16 protein-coding genes are annotated in these 20,536 nt (G+C 61.9%); 11 read left to right on the top strand and 5 right to left on the bottom strand.

Annotated elements, in window-relative coordinates; all coding sequences use genetic code 11:
• Nucleotides 1-4 precede the first annotated feature (4 nt).
• The 7 genes from ACQKEK_RS10000 to pcaD all read left to right on the top strand — a co-directional run bounded on the left by ACQKEK_RS10000 (nucleotide 5) and on the right by pcaD (nucleotide 8,129).
• On the top strand, nucleotides 5-904 hold the full coding sequence (locus ACQKEK_RS10000) for a LysR family transcriptional regulator (RefSeq protein ID WP_499142398.1): 900 nt from the start codon (nucleotides 5-7) through the stop codon (nucleotides 902-904).
• Nucleotides 905-1,079: 175 nt separating this feature from the next.
• On the top strand, nucleotides 1,080-3,008 hold the full coding sequence (locus tag ACQKEK_RS10005) for a hybrid sensor histidine kinase/response regulator (RefSeq protein WP_499142399.1): 1,929 nt from the start codon (nucleotides 1,080-1,082) through the stop codon (nucleotides 3,006-3,008).
• A gap of 198 nt (nucleotides 3,009-3,206) precedes the next feature.
• The gene (locus ACQKEK_RS10010) at nucleotides 3,207-4,016 is read left to right on the top strand and encodes an IclR family transcriptional regulator domain-containing protein (RefSeq protein WP_177327104.1); all 810 of its coding nucleotides are present in this window, start codon (nucleotides 3,207-3,209) and stop codon (nucleotides 4,014-4,016) included.
• Between the two features lie 160 nt (nucleotides 4,017-4,176).
• The gene (locus ACQKEK_RS10015; RefSeq protein WP_128120807.1) at nucleotides 4,177-5,034 is read left to right on the top strand and encodes a CoA transferase subunit A; all 858 of its coding nucleotides are present in this window, start codon (nucleotides 4,177-4,179) and stop codon (nucleotides 5,032-5,034) included.
• Nucleotides 5,034-5,828, top strand: a complete 795-nt coding sequence (locus ACQKEK_RS10020) for a CoA-transferase subunit beta (RefSeq protein WP_499142400.1) — start codon at nucleotides 5,034-5,036, stop codon at nucleotides 5,826-5,828. Before ACQKEK_RS10015 ends, ACQKEK_RS10020 begins: the two co-directional genes overlap by 1 nt.
• On the top strand, nucleotides 5,825-7,030 hold the full coding sequence (gene pcaF, locus ACQKEK_RS10025) for a 3-oxoadipyl-CoA thiolase (protein WP_499142401.1): 1,206 nt from the start codon (nucleotides 5,825-5,827) through the stop codon (nucleotides 7,028-7,030). Before ACQKEK_RS10020 ends, pcaF begins: the two co-directional genes overlap by 4 nt.
• Nucleotides 7,031-7,340: 310 nt before the next feature.
• Nucleotides 7,341-8,129, top strand: coding sequence for a 3-oxoadipate enol-lactonase (pcaD, locus tag ACQKEK_RS10030; protein WP_499142402.1), 789 nt, complete (start codon nucleotides 7,341-7,343; stop codon nucleotides 8,127-8,129).
• A 91-nt stretch (nucleotides 8,130-8,220) separates the two neighbouring features.
• On the opposite strand, the gene ACQKEK_RS10035 is transcribed toward pcaD, so the two are convergent.
• Nucleotides 8,221-9,477, bottom strand: a complete 1,257-nt coding sequence (locus tag ACQKEK_RS10035) for an OprD family porin (RefSeq protein WP_499142403.1) — start codon at nucleotides 9,475-9,477, stop codon at nucleotides 8,221-8,223.
• Between the two features lie 292 nt (nucleotides 9,478-9,769).
• Nucleotides 9,770-11,497, bottom strand: coding sequence for a tannase/feruloyl esterase family alpha/beta hydrolase (locus ACQKEK_RS10040; protein ID WP_499142404.1), 1,728 nt, complete (start codon nucleotides 11,495-11,497; stop codon nucleotides 9,770-9,772).
• 515 nt (nucleotides 11,498-12,012) lie between these two features.
• On the opposite strand from ACQKEK_RS10040, the gene ACQKEK_RS10045 reads away from it, so the two are divergent.
• Nucleotides 12,013-13,653, top strand: a complete 1,641-nt coding sequence (locus ACQKEK_RS10045; RefSeq protein ID WP_128120802.1) for a Na+/H+ antiporter — start codon at nucleotides 12,013-12,015, stop codon at nucleotides 13,651-13,653.
• Here the strand turns inward: ACQKEK_RS10045 and ACQKEK_RS10050 are convergent.
• Together ACQKEK_RS10050 and ACQKEK_RS10055 are read right to left on the bottom strand one after the other, a co-directional pair.
• Nucleotides 13,650-14,066: a hypothetical protein gene (locus ACQKEK_RS10050; RefSeq protein WP_499142405.1), complete on the bottom strand. Its 417-nt coding sequence runs from the start codon at nucleotides 14,064-14,066 to the stop codon at nucleotides 13,650-13,652. The two genes, ACQKEK_RS10045 and ACQKEK_RS10050, sit on opposite strands and share 4 nt — an antisense overlap.
• A 296-nt stretch (nucleotides 14,067-14,362) precedes the next feature.
• Nucleotides 14,363-15,163, bottom strand: coding sequence for an alpha/beta fold hydrolase (locus tag ACQKEK_RS10055; protein WP_499142406.1), 801 nt, complete (start codon nucleotides 15,161-15,163; stop codon nucleotides 14,363-14,365).
• Between the two features lie 211 nt (nucleotides 15,164-15,374).
• Here ACQKEK_RS10055 and ACQKEK_RS10060 point away from each other — a divergent pair, with 211 nt between their 5' ends.
• Nucleotides 15,375-16,199, top strand: coding sequence for an AraC family transcriptional regulator (locus ACQKEK_RS10060; RefSeq protein ID WP_499142407.1), 825 nt, complete (start codon nucleotides 15,375-15,377; stop codon nucleotides 16,197-16,199).
• 78 nt (nucleotides 16,200-16,277) lie between these two features.
• Here ACQKEK_RS10060 and ACQKEK_RS10065 read toward each other — a convergent pair whose 3' ends face one another.
• On the bottom strand, nucleotides 16,278-16,703 hold the full coding sequence (locus tag ACQKEK_RS10065) for a VOC family protein (RefSeq protein ID WP_046164347.1): 426 nt from the start codon (nucleotides 16,701-16,703) through the stop codon (nucleotides 16,278-16,280).
• Nucleotides 16,704-16,817: 114 nt separating this feature from the next.
• Here ACQKEK_RS10065 and ACQKEK_RS10070 point away from each other — a divergent pair, with 114 nt between their 5' ends.
• Both ACQKEK_RS10070 and ACQKEK_RS10075 read left to right on the top strand, forming a co-directional pair.
• The gene (locus ACQKEK_RS10070; RefSeq protein ID WP_499142408.1) at nucleotides 16,818-17,708 is read left to right on the top strand and encodes a LysR family transcriptional regulator; all 891 of its coding nucleotides are present in this window, start codon (nucleotides 16,818-16,820) and stop codon (nucleotides 17,706-17,708) included.
• A gap of 200 nt (nucleotides 17,709-17,908) precedes the next feature.
• A complete protein-coding gene (locus ACQKEK_RS10075) occupies nucleotides 17,909-20,494 on the top strand; it encodes a bifunctional diguanylate cyclase/phosphodiesterase (protein ID WP_128120797.1) in 2,586 nt (861 codons plus the stop codon).
• Nucleotides 20,495-20,536 lie beyond the last annotated feature (42 nt).

Raw genomic sequence — 20,536 nt, forward strand, 5'->3', positions numbered from 1 at the left:
TTCGATGACCGTCAAACAAGTCCGTGCGTTTCTCGCTGTGGCCCACACCCTGAGCTTCGCTCAGGCCTGCGAGCGGCTGCACCTGTCGCAATCGGCGCTGAGCCTGACCATCAAGGCGCTGGAGGACGGGCTCGGAGGTCGCCTGTTCAGCCGTACCACGCGCGCGGTGAGCCTGACGCCCGAAGGCGAGGCGCTGCTGCCCCTGGCGCGTCGGTTGCTCGCCGACTGGGACAACGCCGAAGACGAGCTGCGGCAGCGTTTCACCTTGAAACAGGGCAGGGTGGCATTGGCCTCTATGCCGTCCTTCGCCGGTAATCTGCTGCCAGCCGTACTGCGCACCTTTCGCGACCGCTACCCCTCGATCAGCGTCACCGTGCATGACGTGATCAACGAGCAGGTGATGGAAATGGTTCGTGACCGCCAGGTAGAAATCGGGATCGCCTTCGAGCCTGAACCCAGCACGCCGCTGACATTCACCCCGCTGTACACCGACCGTTTCGTGGCGGTGGTGCCGGCCGATTCGGTGCTGGCAAGCCAGGCCGAAGTGAGCTGGGACGCGTTGCTCGAGCATCCCTTCATTACCTTGCAGCGGCCATCGACGGTGCGCGTCATGCTCGAAGACCATCTGCGTCCGCGCGGTCGTCAGTTGCCGGTTCAGTTCGAGAGTCATCAGTTGGCGACGGTCGGACGTATGGTCGCCAGCGGCCTGGGTGTCAGCGCCGTGCCGGCGTTATGTCGGGCGCAGATGCTCGAACTCGGCGCACGCTGCGTGGCGCTGAGCGATCCCGTGATCGAGAAGCCGGTGGGCATCCTGACCAAGCCCGGCCACGAGCTTTCGGTGGCGGCGCAGGCTATCGCTGACACCCTTCGCGCGGAACCGAACTACCCACAGGGCCCGGTCTGAACTCGGCCGTTGGCATCGCCCGAAAGGGTTCGGTAACCGGCCGCCCAGCGGCCGGTGGCCGAACTCTTGCGCCGTGCGAATGCCTATGCTGTTGGAAGCCGACCGCCTGCGCATTTCTGTTTGCGCCCTGTGCTGGTCATAACCCCGACTAAAACAATCGGCCAGGGATATTTGAATGCAAGGGGTTGCCTCGTCGAACGCGTCGTTGGAGCTGCATGATCGATACCGCCTGCTAATCGATGCGGTGACCGACTACGCCATCTACATGCTCGATGTCGACGGCAGGGTCGTTAGCTGGAACGCAGGTGCCAAGCGCTTCAAGGGCTATGAAGAGTCCGAGATCATCGGCCAGCATTTTTCCCGTTTCTACACCCCCGAAGACTTTGCCGCAGGCATGCCTCAACGCACCCTCGACCAGGCGGCCAGCGGGCGTTTTGAGGGCGAAGGCTGGCGGATGCGCAAGGATGGCTCACGCTTCTGGTGTCATGTTGTGGTCGACCCGATTCGCTCGCCCAGCGGCGAACTGCTCGGCTTCGCCAAAATCACCCGCGACCTCACCGAGCGCAAACTGGCGGAAGAGTCGCTGAAGCAGAGCGAGCAGCAGTTTCGGCTGCTGGTGCAAAGCGTCACTGACTACGCCATCTACATGCTGGACCCGACCGGTGTCGTCACCAACTGGAATGCGGGCGCGCAGCGCATCAAGGGTTATCAGCCCGAGGAGGTCATCGGTCAGCACTACTCGCTGTTCTTCACTGAGGAGGATCGGCAGAAAGGCACGCCGCAGCGTGGCCTGGCCACGGCGTTGCGCGATGGCCGATTCGAAAGCCAGGGCTGGCGCGTCCGCAAGGACGGCTCGCGGTTCTGGGCGAACGTGGTGGTTGACCCGATCCGCAGCGACACCGGCGCGTTAATGGGATTCGCCAAGGTGACGCGCGATATCACCGATAGTGTCGAGGCCCAGCGTGCGCTGGAAGACGCGCGCGAGGCGCTATTCCAGGCGCAGAAAATGGAGTCGCTCGGCAGGCTGACTGGCGGTATCGCTCATGATTTCAATAACCTGCTGATGGCGGTGGTCGGCGGGCTGGAGATCGTACGCCGGCGGGTCAACGGCGATCCGAGAATTGTCCCCTTGCTGGACAACGCCATTCGCGGCGCGCAGCGCGGTATATCGCTGTCCCAGCGCATGCTGGCCTACGCGCGGCGCCAGGAGCTGCATCTTGAGCTGGTTGATCTTTCCGCGCTGGTGCGCGGTATGGCGGATCTGCTCAGACAGTCGCTTGGCCCATGGATCGCAATCGAAACGCGCTTTCCACTTTCACTCAAGCCCGTCCTGGCAGATTCCAACCAGGTCGAGCTGGCGCTACTGAATCTGGCGGTCAACGCACGGGACGCCATGCCCAACGGCGGCACCGTCATCATCACTGCGCGCGAACACCGGCTGGATACAAAGGACGGTTCGTTGGAACCGGGCGACTACGTGTGCCTGGCGCTGACCGACGAAGGCGCGGGGATGGACGAGGTAACGCTTGCACAGGCGATGGAGCCGTTCTTCACCACCAAGGGCGTTGGCAAGGGCACCGGCCTCGGCCTCTCGATGGTTCACGGTTTGGCCGCTCAGTCGGGTGGGCGCCTGTTGCTCAAAAGTGAGAAGGGCAGCGGCACGACTGCCGAGCTGTGGTTGCCGCTTGCGGTCAATGTGCCTGTGCCGGCGGAAGACAAAGGTGCCCAACCGCCTGGGTCGCATTGCCTCATGGCGCTGAAAGTGCTGGCCGTCGATGACGACCCGCTGGTGCTGATGACGACCGCCGCAATGCTCGAAGAGCTTGGCTGCGAGGTGATCGAGGCGGAGTCGGCCGAGCAAGCGCTGGAGGTACTGACGCAACAAAAAATCGATCTGGTGGTGACCGATCAGGCCATGCCGCAGATGACTGGTGCTCAGCTGGCCGACCTTATTCAGCAGCGGTATCCGCACCTGCCGGTTATCCTCGCCACCGGCTACGCCGACAAGCTTGGCGGGCGCGCGGGCAATCTGCCCAGACTCGGTAAGCCATTCGATATGGACGCTTTGGCCGAGAAAATCACAGCGGTCATGAGCCAGCTCTGACGGCTGGCTCCGTTCGCCAGTCCTTCAACGAAGAACGCGATAAGAACCGTCTGATCTTCAACCACAGCTGGCGACTGCAGTAACCGAATCAGCGCCTGGTGGCTTTGCGATTATCGGACGCGAGGACGATAATCGCCCATCGCTTATCCGCCAAGGACGCCCGCCGTGAACGACGAATCCCGCTCCAATCTCCCGTCCATGGCGCCGGCCATCGTTGCGTCGCCGGCCAAACGCATCGAGGCCCTGACTGGCGACCCGAACTTCATGACCTCCCTGGCGCGGGGATTGGCGGTGATTCATGCGTTTCAGGAACGCAAACGCCATCTGACCATTGCCCAGATCAGCCACCGCACAGAGATCCCCCGTGCGGCAGTGCGGCGTTGCCTGTACACGCTGATCAAGCTGGGCTACGCGACCACCGACGGACGCACCTATTCGCTGCTGCCCAAGGTGCTGACGCTCGGCCATGCGTACCTCTCATCAACACCCTTGGCCGTGACTGCCCAGCCGATTCTGGATCGGCTCAGCAACGAGCTGCACGAAGCTTGCTCCATGGCCACGCTGGAAGGCGATGAAGTGCTCTACGTGGCGCGTTCTGCCACGCCACAGCGGCTGATTTCAGTCGACCTCAGCGTGGGCAGCCGGCTGCCTGCGTACTGCACCTCAATGGGCCGCATCCTGCTGGCGGCGCTGGACGATGCCGCGCTGGACGACTATCTGGAACACGCCAACCTGCAGGTCAAGACCAGCCGCACACTGCATACGCCTGAAGCCATCCGTGCCTCGATCGCCGAGATCAGGCAGCAGGGTTGGGTGATCATTGACCAGGAGCTGGAGGTTGGCCTGCGTTCGCTGGCCGTGCCGCTGAAGGATTCCGCTGGACAAGTGCTGGCCGCGCTAAACGTTGGTACCCACGCCAGCCGCATGACCAAGCAGGAGCTCGAAACGCGCTTCCTGCCGGTTTTGCTGGAAGCTAGCAAGGAACTGAGTACCCGTTTGTTCCACTGATACGACGGTTGGCCAAGGGCAGACCAGCCTTGGGAGGGTTAACGGTTTGTGTTCGCTAATCGCACAGCTAGTCGATCATCGGATTGTTCTGCTGGGGCTCGATGGCTAGTGTGGGTTGCAAGCGCATCACGCGCATTCGCTATCTACACGAGACAGACCCATGGCCGAACTCCTGTCCCTTCGCGAAGCAGTGAATCGCTTCGTCAGCAACGGCGATACCGTTGCGCTTGAAGGCTTCACGCACCTGATTCCCACCGCCGCCGCCCACGAGCTTATCCGCCAGGACAAGAAAGACCTGACTCTGGTACGGATGACCCCTGATCTGGTCTATGACCTGCTGATCGGCGCGGGCTGCGCGAAGAAGCTGGTGTTTTCCTGGGGCGGCAATCCCGGCGTCGGCTCGCTGCACCGCCTGCGTGACGCCGTGGAAAAGCAGTGGCCGCTGCCGCTGGAAATTGAAGAACGCAGCCATGCGGATCTGGCCAACGCCTATGTCGCCGGCGCGTCCGGCCTGCCGTTCGCCGTGCTGCGCGCCTACCTCGGTTCCGATCTGCCGAAGGTCAACCCGATGATCAAATTCATCGACTGTCCTTTCACTGGCGAAACGCTGGCGGCGGTCCCCAGCGTCCGCCCGGACGTCACCGTGATCCACGCGCAAAAGGCCGACCGCAAGGGCAACGTACTGATTGCCGGCATTCTGGGCGTGCAGAAGGAAGCGGTCCTGGCCGCCAAGCGCTGCATCGTCACCGTCGAGGAGATCGTCGACGACCTGCAGGCGCCGATGAATGCCTGCGTCTTGCCCAGCTGGGCCCTGAGTGCTGTGTGCCTGGTGCCCGGTGGCGCGCATCCGTCCTACGCGCATGGCTACTACGAGCGCGACAACCGCTTCTACCAGCAGTGGGACCCGATTGCCCGTGACCGCGACACCTTCACTGCCTGGCTCGATGAATTCATTCGCGGTACCGAAGATTTCCCAGCGTTCCAGTCCAAGCTGGCCGCGCAGCAGGAGGCCAAGTGATGAGCGCTCAGGTCCATGACTACAGCACCAACGAAATGATGACCGTGGCCGCCTCGCGTCGCCTGGGAAATGGCAGCGTGTGCTTTGTCGGGATTGGTTTGCCCTCCAAGGCGGCCAATCTGGCGCGCCTGACCCATGCGCCGGACGTGGTGCTGATCTACGAGTCCGGCCCGATCGGCGCCAAGCCCTCGGTACTGCCGCTTTCCATTGGTGACGGCGAACTGGCGGAGACCGCCGACACCGTGGTCCCCACCGCAGAGATTTTCCGCTACTGGCTGCAAGGCGGACGTATTGATGTGGGCTTTCTCGGTGCTGCCCAGGTGGACAGGTACGGCAACATCAACACCACGGTGATCGGCGACTATCACCAACCGAAAGTTCGCTTGCCAGGGGCGGGCGGTGCGCCGGAAATTGCCGGGTCGGCGAAAAAGGTGCTGATCATCCTCAAGCAGTCGCATCGCACCTTCGTCGACAAGCTGGCGTTCATCACCTCGGTCGGTTTCGGCGAGGGCGGTGAGCACCGCAAGCAGCTCGGGCTGCCCGGCAATGGCCCGGTTGGGATCATCACTGACCTCTGCATCATGGAGCCCGAAGCGGGGTCGAACGAATTCATGGTGACCTCGCTGCATCCGGGCGTGACCCGCGAACAGGTGACCGAGAACACCGGCTGGGCCATTCGTTTCGCCGCTCAACTGGGCGAAACCGCGGCACCGACCGAAACTGAACTGCAAGCGCTGCGCGCCCTGGAGGCACGCACCGCTGCCGCCCATGGACAAGCTGGAGGTGACGAGTGACACGCGACGTCTTTATCTGTGATGCAGTCCGCACGCCCATTGGCCGCTTCGGCGGCGCGTTGGCCGCTGTGCGAACCGACGATCTGGCTGCCACGCCAATCAAGGCGCTGCTCGAACGCAACCCCGGGCTCGATCCGGCGGCGGTCGAAGAGGTCTTCATGGGCAGCGCCAACCAGGCCGGCGAGGACAACCGCAACGTCGCGCGTATGGCCGCGCTGCTAGCCGGCCTGCCGGAAACGGTGCCGGGTGTGACCCTCAATCGCCTCTGCGCTTCGGGTATGGATGCCGTGGGCAGTGCCTTTCGCGCCATCGCTTGCGGTGAGATGGAGCTGGCCATCGCGGGTGGCGTAGAGTCCATGAGCCGCGCACCGTACGTCATGGGCAAGGCTGATACTGCGTTCGGCCGGACCCAGAAAATCGAAGACACCACCATCGGCTGGCGCTTCATCAATCCCAAGATGAAGGAGATGTACGGCGTCGATGCCATGCCGCAGACCGCCGACAACGTGGCTGAAGAGCACAGGATCAGCCGCGAGGATCAGGACGCCTTCGCCCTGCGCAGCCAGCAGCGCACCGGCAAAGCGCAAGCGGCGGGGTTCTTTGCTGAAGAGATCGTGCCGGTGGTGATCAAAGGCCGCAAGGGCGACACCGTCGTGGATACCGACGAGCACCCGCGCCCGGATACCACTGCCGAAGCGCTGGCAAAGCTCAAGCCGGTCAATGGATCGGACAAGACAGTCACAGCCGGCAATGCCTCGGGCGTCAACGATGGCGCGGCGGCGCTGATCCTGGCCAGCGCCGAGGCGGTGCAGAAATACGGCCTGACAGCCCGCGCCAGGGTGCTCGGCATGGCCAGCGCGGGTGTCGCGCCACGCGTCATGGGCTACGGTCCGGTGCCGGCAGTGCGCAAGTTGTGCGAGCGGCTGAACATGGCCGTGAGCGACTTCGATGTGATCGAACTCAACGAGGCTTTCGCCGCCCAGGCGCTGGCCGTCACTCGCGATCTGGGCCTCGAAGACGACAGCCCGAAGGTCAACCCGCAGGGCGGCGCCATCGCGCTTGGCCATCCGCTGGGCATGAGCGGTGCGCGGCTGGTGCTGACCACCGTGCATGCGCTGGAGAAGAGCGGCGGCAAGCTGGGGCTGGCGACCATGTGCGTCGGTGTGGGGCAGGGCCTGGCCTTGGCGGTTGAGAGAGTTTAAGAGGCGCGCCGTGGTGGGCTGAAGCCCACCCTACAGAAACTGTGCTGCGCGCTGGTAGGGTGGGCTTCAGCCCACCATTGCTCTCACAGCTGTGATGGGCTTGGCCTCGGCATGATTTGTACAACGGCCGTCTTACTCATTCGCGGATACCTATAAATCCGACTTCCAGGAGGATCAGTAGGGTGGGCTTCAGCCCACCAGCGCTATCCGCAACGGCGTTTGCCGCGTCACGGCACTGGTGTGATTGCAGGCACAGCATCTTCCGTGCACGTGCGCTGCCACCTCTAACTCGACGTTCAGGAGGGCTCCCATGCCCAGCATCAAACTCGCCGACGGCGAACTGAATTACCGCCTCGATGGCCCGGTGGATGCGCCTGTGCTGGTGCTTTCCAACTCTCTGGGCACGACATTCGAGATGTGGGATGCACAGGTCCCCGCGTTCAGCCAACACTTTCGCGTGCTGCGCTATGACACCCGCGGTCACGGCAGCTCGTCCGTCACGCCTGGCCCTTACACCATCGCGCAGCTCGGACAGGATGTGCTCGACCTCGTCGATGCCTTGTCCATCGATCACTTCGCCTTCTGCGGTCTGTCCATGGGCGGCCTGATCGGTCAATGGCTGGGTATCCATGCCGGTGAACGCCTAACCCACCTGGTGCTCTGCAACACCGGCGCGAAGATCGGCACGGATAAAGCCTGGAACGAGCGTATCGACGGCGTATTGCACGGTGGCGAGCAGGCCATGCGCGACATGCGTGACGCCTCTGTCGCACGCTGGTTCACGCACGACTTTGCGGCGCAGCATCCCGTCGAGGTGGGTCGCATCACTCAGATGGTCGCCAACACCTCGCCAGCCGGCTATGCCGCCAACTGCGCGGCCGTGCGTGATGCCGATTACCGCGAGCAGCTGGGGGCGATCAAGGTGCCGACGCTGGTTGTCTGCGGCAGCAAGGACCCGGTCACGACACCTGAGCACGGGCGCTCTATCCAGGCGCATGTCGCCGGGGCGAGGCTGATTGAGCTGGATGCTGCGCACCTGTCCAATGTCGAGGCGAGCGACGCCTTCACCCGGCCGGTAATGGCGTTTCTCTGCGATTGAACCGCGCAACGTTGATTTGGATGAAAAAAGCCGGGCCGCAGGGGCCCGGTAAAAGATCAACGAGGAGGTATTGCGGTGCTGCTCAGGACGCTTACCAGAGCGCCAGGGTGTAGCTAAGGATCACGCGAGTTTCGTTGATGTCGCTGCCAAAGTTGCTGCGCACCGTGGCGTTACGCACTTTCATGGCGAGGTTCTTCAACGGTCCGTTCTGGACCACATAGGCGATATCCGTGTCGCGTTCCCACTCTTCACCTTCGCCGCCGCCGGCCAGGTTGACGTTGTCACCGGACACGTAGCGGGTCATCAGGCTCAGCCCGGGGATGCCAGCAGCAGCAAAGTCATAGTCGTAGCGGACCTGCCATGACTTCTCGTCTTCGTTGCCGAAGTCATTGATCTGCAACAGGTTGATCAGCATGTTGTCGCCGCCGCTGACGTACGCAAAGCCAGTGTCGCCGCTCAACGTCTGGTAACCGCCAGTAAAGCCATGGCCGCCGATCTTGTAGGTGAACAGCGCGCCGAAGGCGTTGTTGTCGACGTTGCTGCCGCCGTCATCAGTGGAGCGTACATAGCGCAGGTCGGTCTTGAAGCTCTGGTTCTCACCGAGCGGCATGATGTGGACCAGCTGCGTGTTGTGCTGCTTGTAGATGCCATCCAGGCCGCCGTAGTAGTAGCTACCGGTCAGTTCGGGCATGAACTGGTATTTGCCGCCAGCGAACAAGAACTCGTCGCTGGTCTTGGCATTGCCCAACACGATGTTGCGTGCTCCCGCGGTGAATACCGTCATCTCTTCGTAATCTGACGAGTCGCGATAGCTGGTGCGGTCGAGCATGCCGAGGTCGAGCGTAAGCCCGTCGACTTCCTTGCTCTGCAACCAGGCACCACGGTAGATGCTTGGCAGTAGGCGGCTGTCGTTGCGCATCACCACCGGCATGATCGGCTGCAGGGTGCCGACGTGCAGGGTCGTGTTGGACATCTTCGCTTTGGCGGTCAGCCCGGCAGTGCCGTAGTCATCAGACGGCTGACCGGACGAATCGCGCTGCAGGATGCCGGTGCCGGAGCGATCCGGGCTGGAGTCGAGCTTGACGCCCAGCAAGCCGAGCGCATCCACGCCGAAACCGACTGGCCCGTCGGTGTAGCCCGACTCGATTTTCATGATGAAGCCTTGGGCCCACTCGTCCGCCTCAGACTGCGGTGCGCCACTCTGGCGGAAATCACGGTTCATGTAGAAGTTACGCAGCTCGACGCTGGCTTTGCTGTCATCGAGGAACGCAGCGCTGGCTGGGCCGGTGATGCTCAGTGCAACACTGACACAGAGCAGGTTGCGGGCGAAATTGCGGAGGTCTGTCATGGTGCTTCCTTTTGTTGTTATTGGTTCGGTGTCGCCAGGTTTGCCTTCAGTGAATAGCGAATGCCGTGCCAGGCGCACCGGCAGTGGCGGCATTCCACCGTCATCGGGTGGCGAGCCCTAGCCAGAGCCCTGCAGTCACTACCTCAAGGACCGCACGGCCACAAAACGGGTAGGGCAGCGCTGTCTGTTTGGCTGGACATGTTCGTCAGGGCAGGCCAAACGCTGTCCAATCGGCTGGAAGCCGGTCGCCGCGCTTACCAGATGATGTGTGGGGCGCGGCTTCGATGCAGCTCTAGTTGAGGCCTTTGTGGCTCTTCACGCAGACAAAGCTGGAGGCATCGTTAACATCGCCGCGCCTCTTGTACTTCGGCCAGCCTGGGTATTCGCAAAGCGGGCGGGTGCGACCGGGTACGGCGACGGTGTCGGTGACGACCTGACGCTTGGGTGTAACGCCGCGTTCGACCCAGTTCTCTAGCGCGGTCAGTGAATCCCAGGCGGCATTGAAGACGGTGCTGGCCGCGTGTGCGTAGCCGGGAATCTCGTAGTAGCGCATGAACCGGCGGGTCTGTCCGACGCCCATGTCCTGCTGCACGCGCCGGTAATATTCAGCCGTGGCGCGGGTGCTGACCAGCTGATCCGAGGTGCCATGGGCCATCAGAATCTTGCCGCCGTTGGCAACGAATGCCGACAGATCGGTCTGGTTGACGTCCTGACGCAGCGACAGTGCATCGACTCGCGCCTGCCACGGACCGAGGTCGGTCGGGTCCAGAGTCAGGGAATTGAATGCCGGGTTGCGGGTCACGAAGTAGCGCACCCACTCGTCCCAGAACCCTGAATGGTAGGGCGCGCCTTCGGCGAAGCCCGTGCCGTGTACCGGCATCGGATAGTCGGGCTGCAGCGTGTTGAGGCCAAGCCGATTGACCACCAGTTGCAGGCCTTCGCCGGGACGGCCCAGGTCGGTGCCCCAGGTATTGAAGCCGGGATAGCCGCGTTCACCGCTGGCCAATGGCTGACTGAAACGAATCGGCGTATCGAACACCTTGAGCGCATTGATCTGCGCGTCGGACAGGCAGCTGCTACCTGTGTCAGCCCCGTCACGGCAGCGCAAGGGACGGCCGTTGAGCTTGGCTGTTGCTGGATCGAATTGGGCGTTGCACGCCGCCTGGTGGCTGATCACCCGATCACGCACGCCATCGAGCCCGTCACAGGCTTGCATCGCGGCTTCCAGTAGCGCGGCACGCTTTTCCAGGCTGGGATAGGCGCCTGGCGCAGCCAACGCGCGGGTAATGCGGCCAAACTGCAAATCCAGTGCGGCGGCGTTGTAGGCCGGGTAGAGCACGATTGCGCCCTGAAAATCCTTCGGCCACTGCTGCACCACTGCAAGCGCCTCTCGGCCCCCTGTGGAGCCTCCGGCAAAATAGCTGCGAACCGGTGGCTGACCATAACGTTGCTCGATCAGGTACATCGCCGTATCTCGGGTTTTTTTCAGGGCGTCGTGGCCGTAGTTGGCCAAGGCTTCCTCGTTCCAGGCGAAGTCACCCGGATGAACCGGGTTGGCGACGTGGCCCGAGTCGCTGGCAAATACCGCATAGCCGCGGCCCAGTGGCGTCGGCTGGTCGATCGGCCCGGCCGGGACGTTGCCGGCAACATTGGGGACGGTGCCGTTGTAGCCGCCACCGCCATACATCATCGCTTTGCTGTTCCATTGTTCAGGCAGGACGATGCGCATCTTGATGCTGGGTGCGCTTGGGTCGACCGGAGCGATTTCCACGCTCAGATCGCAATGTGGGCCAAACGTCTGTGGTGCGCTGCCACCGCCTGGGTTCAGGGTCGCGGCTGTGACCCTCGCGCCCGATGTGGGTAGAGCGATCGCCGAAGCAGGGATTTGCGCACCGGATAATTCGCTGCAGTTAGCGGCTAGGGTTGGCTCGGCAATCACCAACGCCAGCAGGGCGGGCGATGCCAACAGCAGCCGCGGAGAGGCTGCGCTGCGAAAACGCTTTGCACAGGATGCTTTCATGTGGGTTTCCTTGTTCTTGTTGTCATGCCTTCATGACTGACGCCACGAGGTGATGCCCGAGAACCACTGGCCGGGCGTAGTGGCTGAGCCAAAGCTGTGCCAGCTCAACAGAGCAAGGTTCAACCGCCGATGACCGGTCACAAGATTGCAGCCGGACCGCTCTAGCATGAAGACGATCAGGCTGAACACAGCGCTGCGGCTGAGGTGTGTTCTGTCCAGTCCACGGGACATTGGGGTCCGCGTTGTCGTCGCGGCTGGACACTCTGTATGGCGGCTTGGACTTTTTCGACGGGCGGTGCGGCCGTTGATTCAGAAAAGCCTCCCCGAGGCGTGACGGGGTGCCGGCACGGTGACGTCTGTGCTTTAGCACACCGGGCGTCGAGTTCGCAGCGTTTAGTTCGGACGGATATGACCGCCGAAGCGGATATTCCAAATCCTCCTGACTATACTTTCGTCGTATGTGCGCAACGGTCGCACGCCCCGCCTATTTTTCCTGTCGAGACCAGCCCGCCCCCATGGAAACGCTTTACCTCATCTTCCTGCTGCTGCTTGCAGTGGGTGCCAGCCGCATTCTGGCCAATGTCGTTCCGCTGCCACTGCCAATTCTGCAGATCATCATGGGTAGCCTGCTCGCGCTCCCACCGTTCGGCATGGGCGTCGAGCTACGGCCCGAGATCTTTATGCTGTTGTTCATTCCACCGTTGCTGTTTTATGACGGTTGGAAGATACCCAAGCGCGAGTTCACCGAGCACGGCGCGGAAATGACCGCCATGGCGCTGGTGCTCGTGCTGATCATCCTGGTGGTGGTGGGCTATTTCATTCACTGGCTGCTGCCAGCCATTCCGCTTGGCGCAGCCTTTGCGTTAGCAGCCATTCTTTCGCCCACCGACGCACTTGCAGTCATCGCCATTGGCCAGGGTCGGCTGCCGCGACATATGGCGCATCAGCTCGAAGGCGAGGCGATGATGAACGACGCCACCGGCCTGGTTTCCTTCAAATTCGCATTGGCTGCGGCTATCACCGGCTCTTTCTCGTTGGTTACCGTTACCGGCGAGTTCTTCGTCATCGCGCTGGGCGGTCTCGCGATTGGTGCGGGACTGAGCTGGTCGGTAGGCAAGGCCAAACAGTGGATGACCGCACGGGATCTGTTTGATCCCTCGACCTACGTAGTGATGATTCTCCTGTTGCCGTTCGCCGCTTTCTTCCTGGCCGAGCATGCCGGGATGTCCGGAATTCTCTCAGCGGTGGCAGCGGGCATGGTGCAGAGCCGTATCGACATGCTGCCTGTGAAGACGAGTACCCGAATTTTGAACCGCAGCGTCTGGGAAATGCTCGACTTCAGCTTCAACGGCCTGGTGTTTCTGCTGCTGGGCCTGCAGTTCCCGCGTATCGTGGAGCGCGTATGGGAAGCAGCGGGCGAGGGGAGTTACAGCATGCCAATGCTGGTATTCAGTGCACTGGCGATCATGGCGCTGCTGTTGGTCATCCGCTTTACCTTCGTTTATGGCTATCACTGGAGCGAAGCCCGTGTACGGCGTCTGCTCGGCAGGACGGTTCAGCCCAAACCCCTGCGGTTGTTTTCCGCGCTTAATGCGGTTGCGGGCGTGCGTGGTGCGATTACCCTGGCCGGTGTGCTGTCGATCCCGTTAATGATCGGCGATACACCGTTTCCAGGCCGTGATCTGATGATCTTCCTCGCCGCGGCAGTGATCATCCTGTCCTTGCTGATCGGTGCGCTGGGCATTCCCTACTTCCTCAAGCAGCTACCCAACAACGATTTCGAAGAACACAGGGAAGAGCTGAAAAAGGCACGACGGCTCGCTGCTCAGGCGGCGGTCAGCTGGCTGGAGGGCTGGAAGCAGGCCAACCCGGTGGAGGATGCCGATAGCGCACTGCTGCGCAGCGAGGTGACCGCGCGGGTCACCGAGTCATACCGTCACGACATCGAAGCGTTGATGGACCATCACGGTCGAGCAAACCAGGCCCGTGAAACCATGACGTTGGAGCGGGTCATTCGCGTTCAAGCCATCGCGGTGCAGCGCAAGGAAATGTACCGCATGAGGAAACGGCACGAGATCGACGAGCAGATGCTGCAAACCCTGCTGCGCGAACTCGATTATGAAGAGGCCGCGCTGGGGACGGGGGAATCGGCTTAACGGCCGGCCAGGTCCTGCTGCGCTTCGGGTTCAAGCACGGCGATCGTGTGGTCGCTGTGCTTGAACGTCACCAGCTGGGTCAGCCAGGCCTGTAGCACAGGCGATGGTGCTTTCTGATTGCGCATCGCGATCGAAAGGATTTCCCGGGCGATGGTCACCACCGCGCTCTTGCTGCCGAGAAAGTGCCAGTTGAACCAGCCATCGCCGTAGGTCAGCGGCGTTTTCTGCCCTGACGGCAAGGGGATGTACACCTTGACCGAAAGATCGAAAAGCACTTCGGGCTTGGAGATGATCAGCAGCTTCACGTCCGCTACCTTGCTCAACCAGTAGCGATGATCGAAGCGTCCTCCCGTCAGTTCCGCAGACTGGCTCAAGGCATCGTTGATCAACGCTCGGTTATCGATGAGTTGCACGGTAGGGGCTTCCGTCTGCAGGTGGGTGTTCCGCATTCGAGCTGACGCGATCAATGCGCAACAGGTACGAAATCGGTGAAATAGACGCCGCGCGTGGCTGATGGCTTGGAGCCGTACACGCTTCGTTTGGCATGTCGGGTTATCGGTTGATCGAGGTTTTTGTTTAGCCTCGCGTGAGTGAAAAGTTCTTTCGTCCAACAGCCCTGACCGATGGCGAACCCTGTCTAACAAGCGGCCTAGGCGCAAAGAGGCCGGTCGATGAACCAATCTCATCGACCGGCCTTTTGCCGTAGCGGTTACTGGGCGCTGGCTTGCGCGGCTTCTGTGATCAGCGCAGCCACTTCATCTGGATGCGAGGTCATCACGACGTGGGAGGCGCCGGGGATGCTCAGGGTTTTCTTCGATCCCGCGCGGTCGGCCATGAACTCCAGCGCCGCCTCGGGGATGTTCTTGTCGCCGGTACCGTAGACGAACCAGGAAGGTACGTACTCCCAGGCGGTGTGCTGGCTTTCTTCGTTCAACGCGGCGGCGGTTATCGGGCGCTGCGTAGCGGCCATCAAGGCCGCCTCGGCCGCCGGCACATCGGAAGCAAACTGTTCGGCAAACTTATCCTGCTGGATGTAGAGATCCTGGTTGCCGTCGCTCAGCTGAACGGGTTCGGCCAGGGTCGGACCAAGCGTTCCGCCTGGAAATTTGCCGGCCAGCGTGGCAGCGCTTTCGCCGGTTGCCGGCGCGAATGCAGCGACATACACCAGCGCCTTGACCTTGTCGCTGCCATTCACTGCGTTGGTTATGACGCTACCGCCGTAGGAATGACCGACCAGCACGATAGGGCCTGAGGTGTGCTCGATGATGTCGGAGACGTATTTGGAATCGTTGGCTACACCACGCAACGGGTTGGCTGCGGCGATGACCGGATAACCTTGACCAATCAGCCGGCTGGCCACGCCGTTCCAGCTTGCTGCTTCGGCAAACGCACCGTGCACCAGAATCACGGTTGGTTTGTCGGCGGCGAAGCTGGCGACGCTGCCCAGCGTAGTGGCGGCGGCGAGAAGGGTGGCGGCTGCGGCGTTGCGGGTTTTCGATGCAGTGGTCATGACGTTGTTCTACCTTTTCGATTAGATGCGGTTTGGGTTGTTGTGTCGGTGGCGGGCTCTGCTGAGCAGACCGGAGCACCAGCACAGGCAGCGGCTTGGGACTTCGGAGCGACTTGCGTCTGGTGCAGGGTCATAATGCGCAGGCGGGTTGTCGTAAAGGGCTCAAATCGTCTTCAATATGCAACTGATCGTCTAAGCAAAGCAGGTAACCATGGATCGTCTATCGAGTCTGCTGTGCCACTTCGGCATGCACGCGGGCCTCTATCACAGCGGAGATCTCTGTGGCGTTGCGGCCTTCGAGACTGCGGACCAGGTGGGCTACATCCATGTGCTGCGCGAAGGCGCCATGACGTTGCGTCTGGCGGACAACAGCGAGGTGCGGTTGGCGGAGCCGACGGTGATGGTGTTTCCCCGTCCGTATCGCCACCGGATGCTGGCCAACGAAGCGGATGGCGCGCGCCTGGTGTGCGCGACGCTGCAGTTCGACGGCGGCGCCAACAATCCGCTGGCCGCGGCGTTGCCTGATGTCTTGCTGCTGCCTGTGGCCGAAGCGCCGATCCTCGACGGAGCCCTGGCCTGGCTGTTCGAGGAAGCAGTCGCCGGCTACTGTGGCCGCGAGGCGGTCATGGGGCGCCTGTTCGAACTGCTCATCGTGCAGATGCTGCGCCACTTGATGGCCAGCCAGACGATGAGTTCGGGAATGATGGCCGGGCTTGCAGACCTGCGCCTAGCGCGAGCGATCACGCTGATGCACGCCGAACCCGAGCGTGCATGGTCGGTGGCCGAACTGGCTGCCGAATCGAACATGTCACGGGCCAGCTTTGCCGCCAGTTTCCGCTCGGTGGTCGGGCAGACACCGGCCGATTACCTCACCAGTTGGCGCATCAGCCTGGCACAGAAGCGCTTGCGCGAAGGCCGGCCGATCGCTCTGATTGCCGATGAGGTGGGTTACGAAAGCCCATCGGCGTTGGCTCGCGCCTTCCGCCGCAAGACCGGCGCCAGTCCGCGCGAATGGCAGGCCGCAGCGAACGCGTGACAGCGTGGCGGGGTACTTCCCGGCATTATCGGTCCGTCCGCGCTGCGTTACTTGACCCATGACTGGCAGCGGCAGAGCTCATTTGGCGAACAGCTGACTCATGTCCTTGAACGCCTTGAATTCCAACGCATTGCCGCAAGGGTCGAAGAGGAACATGGTTGCCTGCTCGCCGACCTGGCCCTGAAAGCGTACATAGGGCTCGATCACGAACTTGGTATCCCGTGCGCGCAGGCGCTCGGCCAGCGCTTCCCACTCTGGCCAGCTGAGCACGATGCCGAAGTGCGGCACTGGAACGTCGTGACCGTCTACGGCATTGGTGTGTGCAGCTTGCTGCGATGGCGTCTGCGGGTGCTCATGGATGACTAGTTGGTGGCCGTAAAAATCGAAGTCGACCCAATGCTCGGACGAGCGGCCTTCGGCGAGACCGAAGACTTCGCCATAGAAGCGGCGCGCGGCGGGTAGGTCATGGACCGGGATCGCAAGGTGAAAAGGGGAGAGGCTCATCAAGGCTTCCTTCTGTTGTGGGGCCGTAACGATCATGTTGCCGATTTGTCGCCCTCATCAACAGCGGATATCGTTGGTGTCGAGCCTCGAATATTTCGATCAATCCAGGTCCCTATGATCCGCGAATTGAAAACCTTCCTTGCGATCGCCCGGTGCGGCAGCTTCGCCGCTGCAGGGCATAGAATCGGGCTGACCCAGTCAGCTGTCAGCGCCCAGATCAAAAATCTTGAGGAAGCGCTGGGCCTGCGCCTATTCGATCGAACGGGCCGCTCGGCGTATCTCAATGCAGCGGGCCTGCGGGCGCTGCCGCTGGCCGAGCAGATCCTCGAGACGTTCAGCTTGATGGGTCGACCGGAGTCGCTCGAAGACTACCGGGGCGAACTGCGAATCGGTGCCATTGGTACGGTACAGACCGGCCTGCTGCCGCGGGTGCTGCTCCGTCTGCTGGAACAGGCGCCGGGTGTCGCGCCAAAGCTGGTTCCCGGTGTCTCGTTGAATCTGTTGTCGCAAGTCGATACCGGCGAGATCGATCTGGCGATCATGATCCGTCCGCCATTTGCGCTGCCCAAGGAGCTCCATGCCGAGTTGATTCAGCGCGAGCCGTTCGTGCTGATCACGCCGCTCGACGTGGCCGGTGATGACCCGTTGCAGCTCCTTGTCGAGCAGCCGTTCGTACGTTACGACCGCAGCTCCTTTGGCGGTCGGCAGGTGAGTCAGTTCTTGCGCAAACATCACTTGGATGTCCGTCCTGGCCTGGAACTTGACGAGTTGGATGCCATTGTCAAGATGGTCGCCTGTGGGCTGGGTGTAGCCCTGGTGCCAGAAGCCGGGTTATGGCTAGAAAGTACGCCGACCGTCCGCGTTCTGCGACTGGGCGGCGCAACCTTCTACCGGGAGCTGGTACTGGTCGGTCGCCACAGCGCCCGGCAGCTGCCGGTGCAGCAGCTGTTTCACCGCTGTGTGCGTGAAGTGCTGGCGAAGCAGGGCGATCCGACTCTGGTTTAGCGCGCCCGCTAAGTAAAAGCGCCCGCCAGCCACACCGAACGTCGGTTATAGAAGGCTTCGCAGGGGGCTATCGGGGCCGTGCACTACCCTTGATAAAGCGAGGATTCAACGATAGCTGCGTATATCGGTCTAGCTCAGAACGGTGACCAGCTCTATGGGTCCAAGCAGAAGCTCGCTTTACAAACTTTTTGGATAACAGCATGGCCCAACCAGATCTGCAATCCCGGCTTGCTTTCACGCTGCAATCGGCTGGCTTGCTGGAGTGGTACGTCGAGCTGGACGATTCTCTAAGCGATACCCAGGCGACGGTCGAGGCTGTCACCGATGCGCTCGATGCCTGTGCATTGGGCAGCACCTCACTCACCGAATTCTTGGAACACATCCATCCCGACGACCGCGACCCGGTCGCCGAGCACGTGGCTGTCGCCCTCTCGACCGGTGACGAGGTGCGCTTCGAGTGCCGTGTTCTGGTCGGCGACAGCAGTGTGCAAATGGTCAGCGTGAGCGGTCGCTCCACCGCTCATCCCGAGCTGCGGGCGTTGCACTTCGTCAGTCAGGACGTGACCGACTGCCGCCGCTCCGAGGCCATAGCCGAAGGGCAGATGCGCTCACTGGAGCTGGCGGTCGCCGGCGCGCCCTTGACTGATGTGCTGGTCGAACTTACCCGCTCGGCCGAAAGGCAGTCGGCTGGGACCATTCGCGCAGCCATCATGCGCCTGGATGAGGATGGCAAGCTGCGATTCGTTGAAGCGTCCAACCTTCCTCCAGATTTCGTCGCTGCGCTCGATGCGATGGACGCAGGTTCCGACGAAACCACCTGCAGCGTGTCGGTACGCACCGGCAAGCCAAGTGTTGCCGTGGATATTGCCAGCGATCCGTACTGGGCCCAGCACCGGGACAAGGCGCTTGAGCACGGCCTGCGCGCTTGCTGGTCCACACCCGTTCTTTCTGACCGCGGCGAGGTGATGGGCACCATTGCCTGTTACAGCAGCGTATGCGCAGCGCCGTCGTCTTTGGAGCAGGAAGGGATCACGCTGCTCGCCAATACGGCGGCGCTGGTGGTGCAGCGCGATCGAGCCAACCGGGCACGGATCAAGGCCGAGCGAGAGATGGCAGCCAACGAGCGCCGCTTCAAGGGGCTGGTGAAGGCCACCAACAGTTTGGTCTGGTCGACCAGCCCCGAAGTGGACATCGTTGAGCTACAGCCCGACTGGAGCGAATTCACTGGCCAGACGTTCGAGCAATCGCGCGGGAAGGGTTGGCTCGAAGCGGTGCATCCGGAAGATCGTCCCGCGCTTGAAGTCGTCCTTGAGGAAATGCGTTCGACTTATAGCAACAAGCGCGCGGAATACCGCATCCGCCGGGCTGACGGCCAATATCGGCATATGACCGGTCACGCCGTGCCCATCTTCGATGACCACGGGAACATGAAGGAGTGGTCCGGCGGCTTGACTGACATCACGGACCGCAAGCAGGTCGAGCACCGACTGCACCACATGGCCACTCATGACTCGTTGACGGGGCTACCCAACCGAACCTATCTCAATGATCACCTGCGCGAACTGGTCAATTTCATCCCAGAAGGCCAGCAACTGATGATCATGCTGATCGACCTTGATCGCTTCAAGGAAGTGAACGACTCGATGGGGCATGGCTACGGCGACGTACTGTTGGTGCAGATCGCCCATCGGTTGCGCGAAGCGCTGCCGTCCGGTGATCTGGTGGCGCGCCTGGGCGGCGACGAGTTTGTGGTGGTGGCTCATCTACCTGACGGCGTGCGCTCGGCCGAGCGGCTGGCAGCTGATCTGCTGCGGGCGATCCAAGTGCCCTGCGATGTGCTTGGCACACGTTACTACCCCTCGGCATCGATGGGCATGTGTCTGTATCCGAACCCCGACACCAGCATTGACGAACTGCTGCAGCACGCCGATATCGCCATGTATCGCGCCAAGGATGCTGGCGGCACCGGGATGCAGTTCTTCTCGGCTGAGATGAGCATTGAGACCAAGAACCGCATGGCGCTCGAGCTCGACCTGCGCGAAGCGTTGGAACGCAATGAATTCGTGCTGCATTACCAGCCGCGCATCTGCCTGGACGATGACGTTCCATGCGGTGTGGAGGCACTGATCCGCTGGAACCATCCAAGCAAGGGGCTGGTATCGCCAGCGGTGTTCATACCCATCGCCGAAACCACGGGGCTGATCTGCAAAATCGGCAACTGGGTGCTGCAGCAGGCGTGCAAAGACATCCAGCAATTGACCGAACGCATCGGTACCGAGCTGATGTTGTCGGTGAACGTGTCACCGGTGCAGCTCAAATCGCCGACGCTGTGCAGCGAAGTCAGCGGCGCATTGCAGGCGGCCGGGATGGATACGCACCGTCTCGAACTGGAGCTGACCGAGTCCGGGTTGATCGAAGACACCGACGCTTCGCACCAGCTCCTGAGAAACCTGCGAACCATCGGCGTCAGGCTTGCCATCGATGATTTCGGCACCGGGTACGCCGGCATCGCCTACTTGCGCCAATATCCGATCGATGTTGTGAAGCTTGATCGGACCTTCCTTTGCCCAACCGCCAAGGCTGATAACTGTCTCGATTTCATCAAGGCGGTGACCGAAATGTGCCATTCGCTTGGCATGCGCGTCGTGGCCGAAGGCGTAGAGGACGCCGATATGCTGCGGCAGCTGATGCGGTCGGCATGCGACGAGGCACAGGGTTACCTGTTCGCAAAGCCTATGCCGCTGGCTCAGCTGGGTGACTACATCATCGATCGTCGGGCAAGTTGAGCTCTTCGACGTTTGGACTGCGCTGAAGTCGTAACTCGGTAT

Source organism: Pseudomonas sp. NPDC077408, from assembly GCF_050269105.1.
Classification (GTDB): Bacteria; Pseudomonadota; Gammaproteobacteria; order Pseudomonadales; family Pseudomonadaceae; genus Stutzerimonas.

Coding starts and splice junctions, on each gene's coding strand:
- ACQKEK_RS10000 (WP_499142398.1), top strand. CDS start 5: ATGACCGTCAAACAAGTCCGTGCGTTTCTCGCTGTGGCCCACACCCTG.
- ACQKEK_RS10005 (WP_499142399.1), top strand. CDS start 1,080: ATGCAAGGGGTTGCCTCGTCGAACGCGTCGTTGGAGCTGCATGATCGA.
- ACQKEK_RS10010 (WP_177327104.1), top strand. CDS start 3,207: ATGGCGCCGGCCATCGTTGCGTCGCCGGCCAAACGCATCGAGGCCCTG.
- ACQKEK_RS10015 (WP_128120807.1), top strand. CDS start 4,177: ATGGCCGAACTCCTGTCCCTTCGCGAAGCAGTGAATCGCTTCGTCAGC.
- ACQKEK_RS10020 (WP_499142400.1), top strand. CDS start 5,034: ATGAGCGCTCAGGTCCATGACTACAGCACCAACGAAATGATGACCGTG.
- pcaD (WP_499142402.1), top strand. CDS start 7,341: ATGCCCAGCATCAAACTCGCCGACGGCGAACTGAATTACCGCCTCGAT.
- ACQKEK_RS10035 (WP_499142403.1), bottom strand. CDS start 9,477: ATGACAGACCTCCGCAATTTCGCCCGCAACCTGCTCTGTGTCAGTGTT.
- ACQKEK_RS10040 (WP_499142404.1), bottom strand. CDS start 11,497: ATGAAAGCATCCTGTGCAAAGCGTTTTCGCAGCGCAGCCTCTCCGCGG.
- ACQKEK_RS10045 (WP_128120802.1), top strand. CDS start 12,013: ATGGAAACGCTTTACCTCATCTTCCTGCTGCTGCTTGCAGTGGGTGCC.
- ACQKEK_RS10055 (WP_499142406.1), bottom strand. CDS start 15,163: ATGACCACTGCATCGAAAACCCGCAACGCCGCAGCCGCCACCCTTCTC.
- ACQKEK_RS10060 (WP_499142407.1), top strand. CDS start 15,375: ATGGATCGTCTATCGAGTCTGCTGTGCCACTTCGGCATGCACGCGGGC.
- ACQKEK_RS10065 (WP_046164347.1), bottom strand. CDS start 16,703: ATGAGCCTCTCCCCTTTTCACCTTGCGATCCCGGTCCATGACCTACCC.
- ACQKEK_RS10070 (WP_499142408.1), top strand. CDS start 16,818: ATGATCCGCGAATTGAAAACCTTCCTTGCGATCGCCCGGTGCGGCAGC.
- ACQKEK_RS10075 (WP_128120797.1), top strand. CDS start 17,909: ATGGCCCAACCAGATCTGCAATCCCGGCTTGCTTTCACGCTGCAATCG.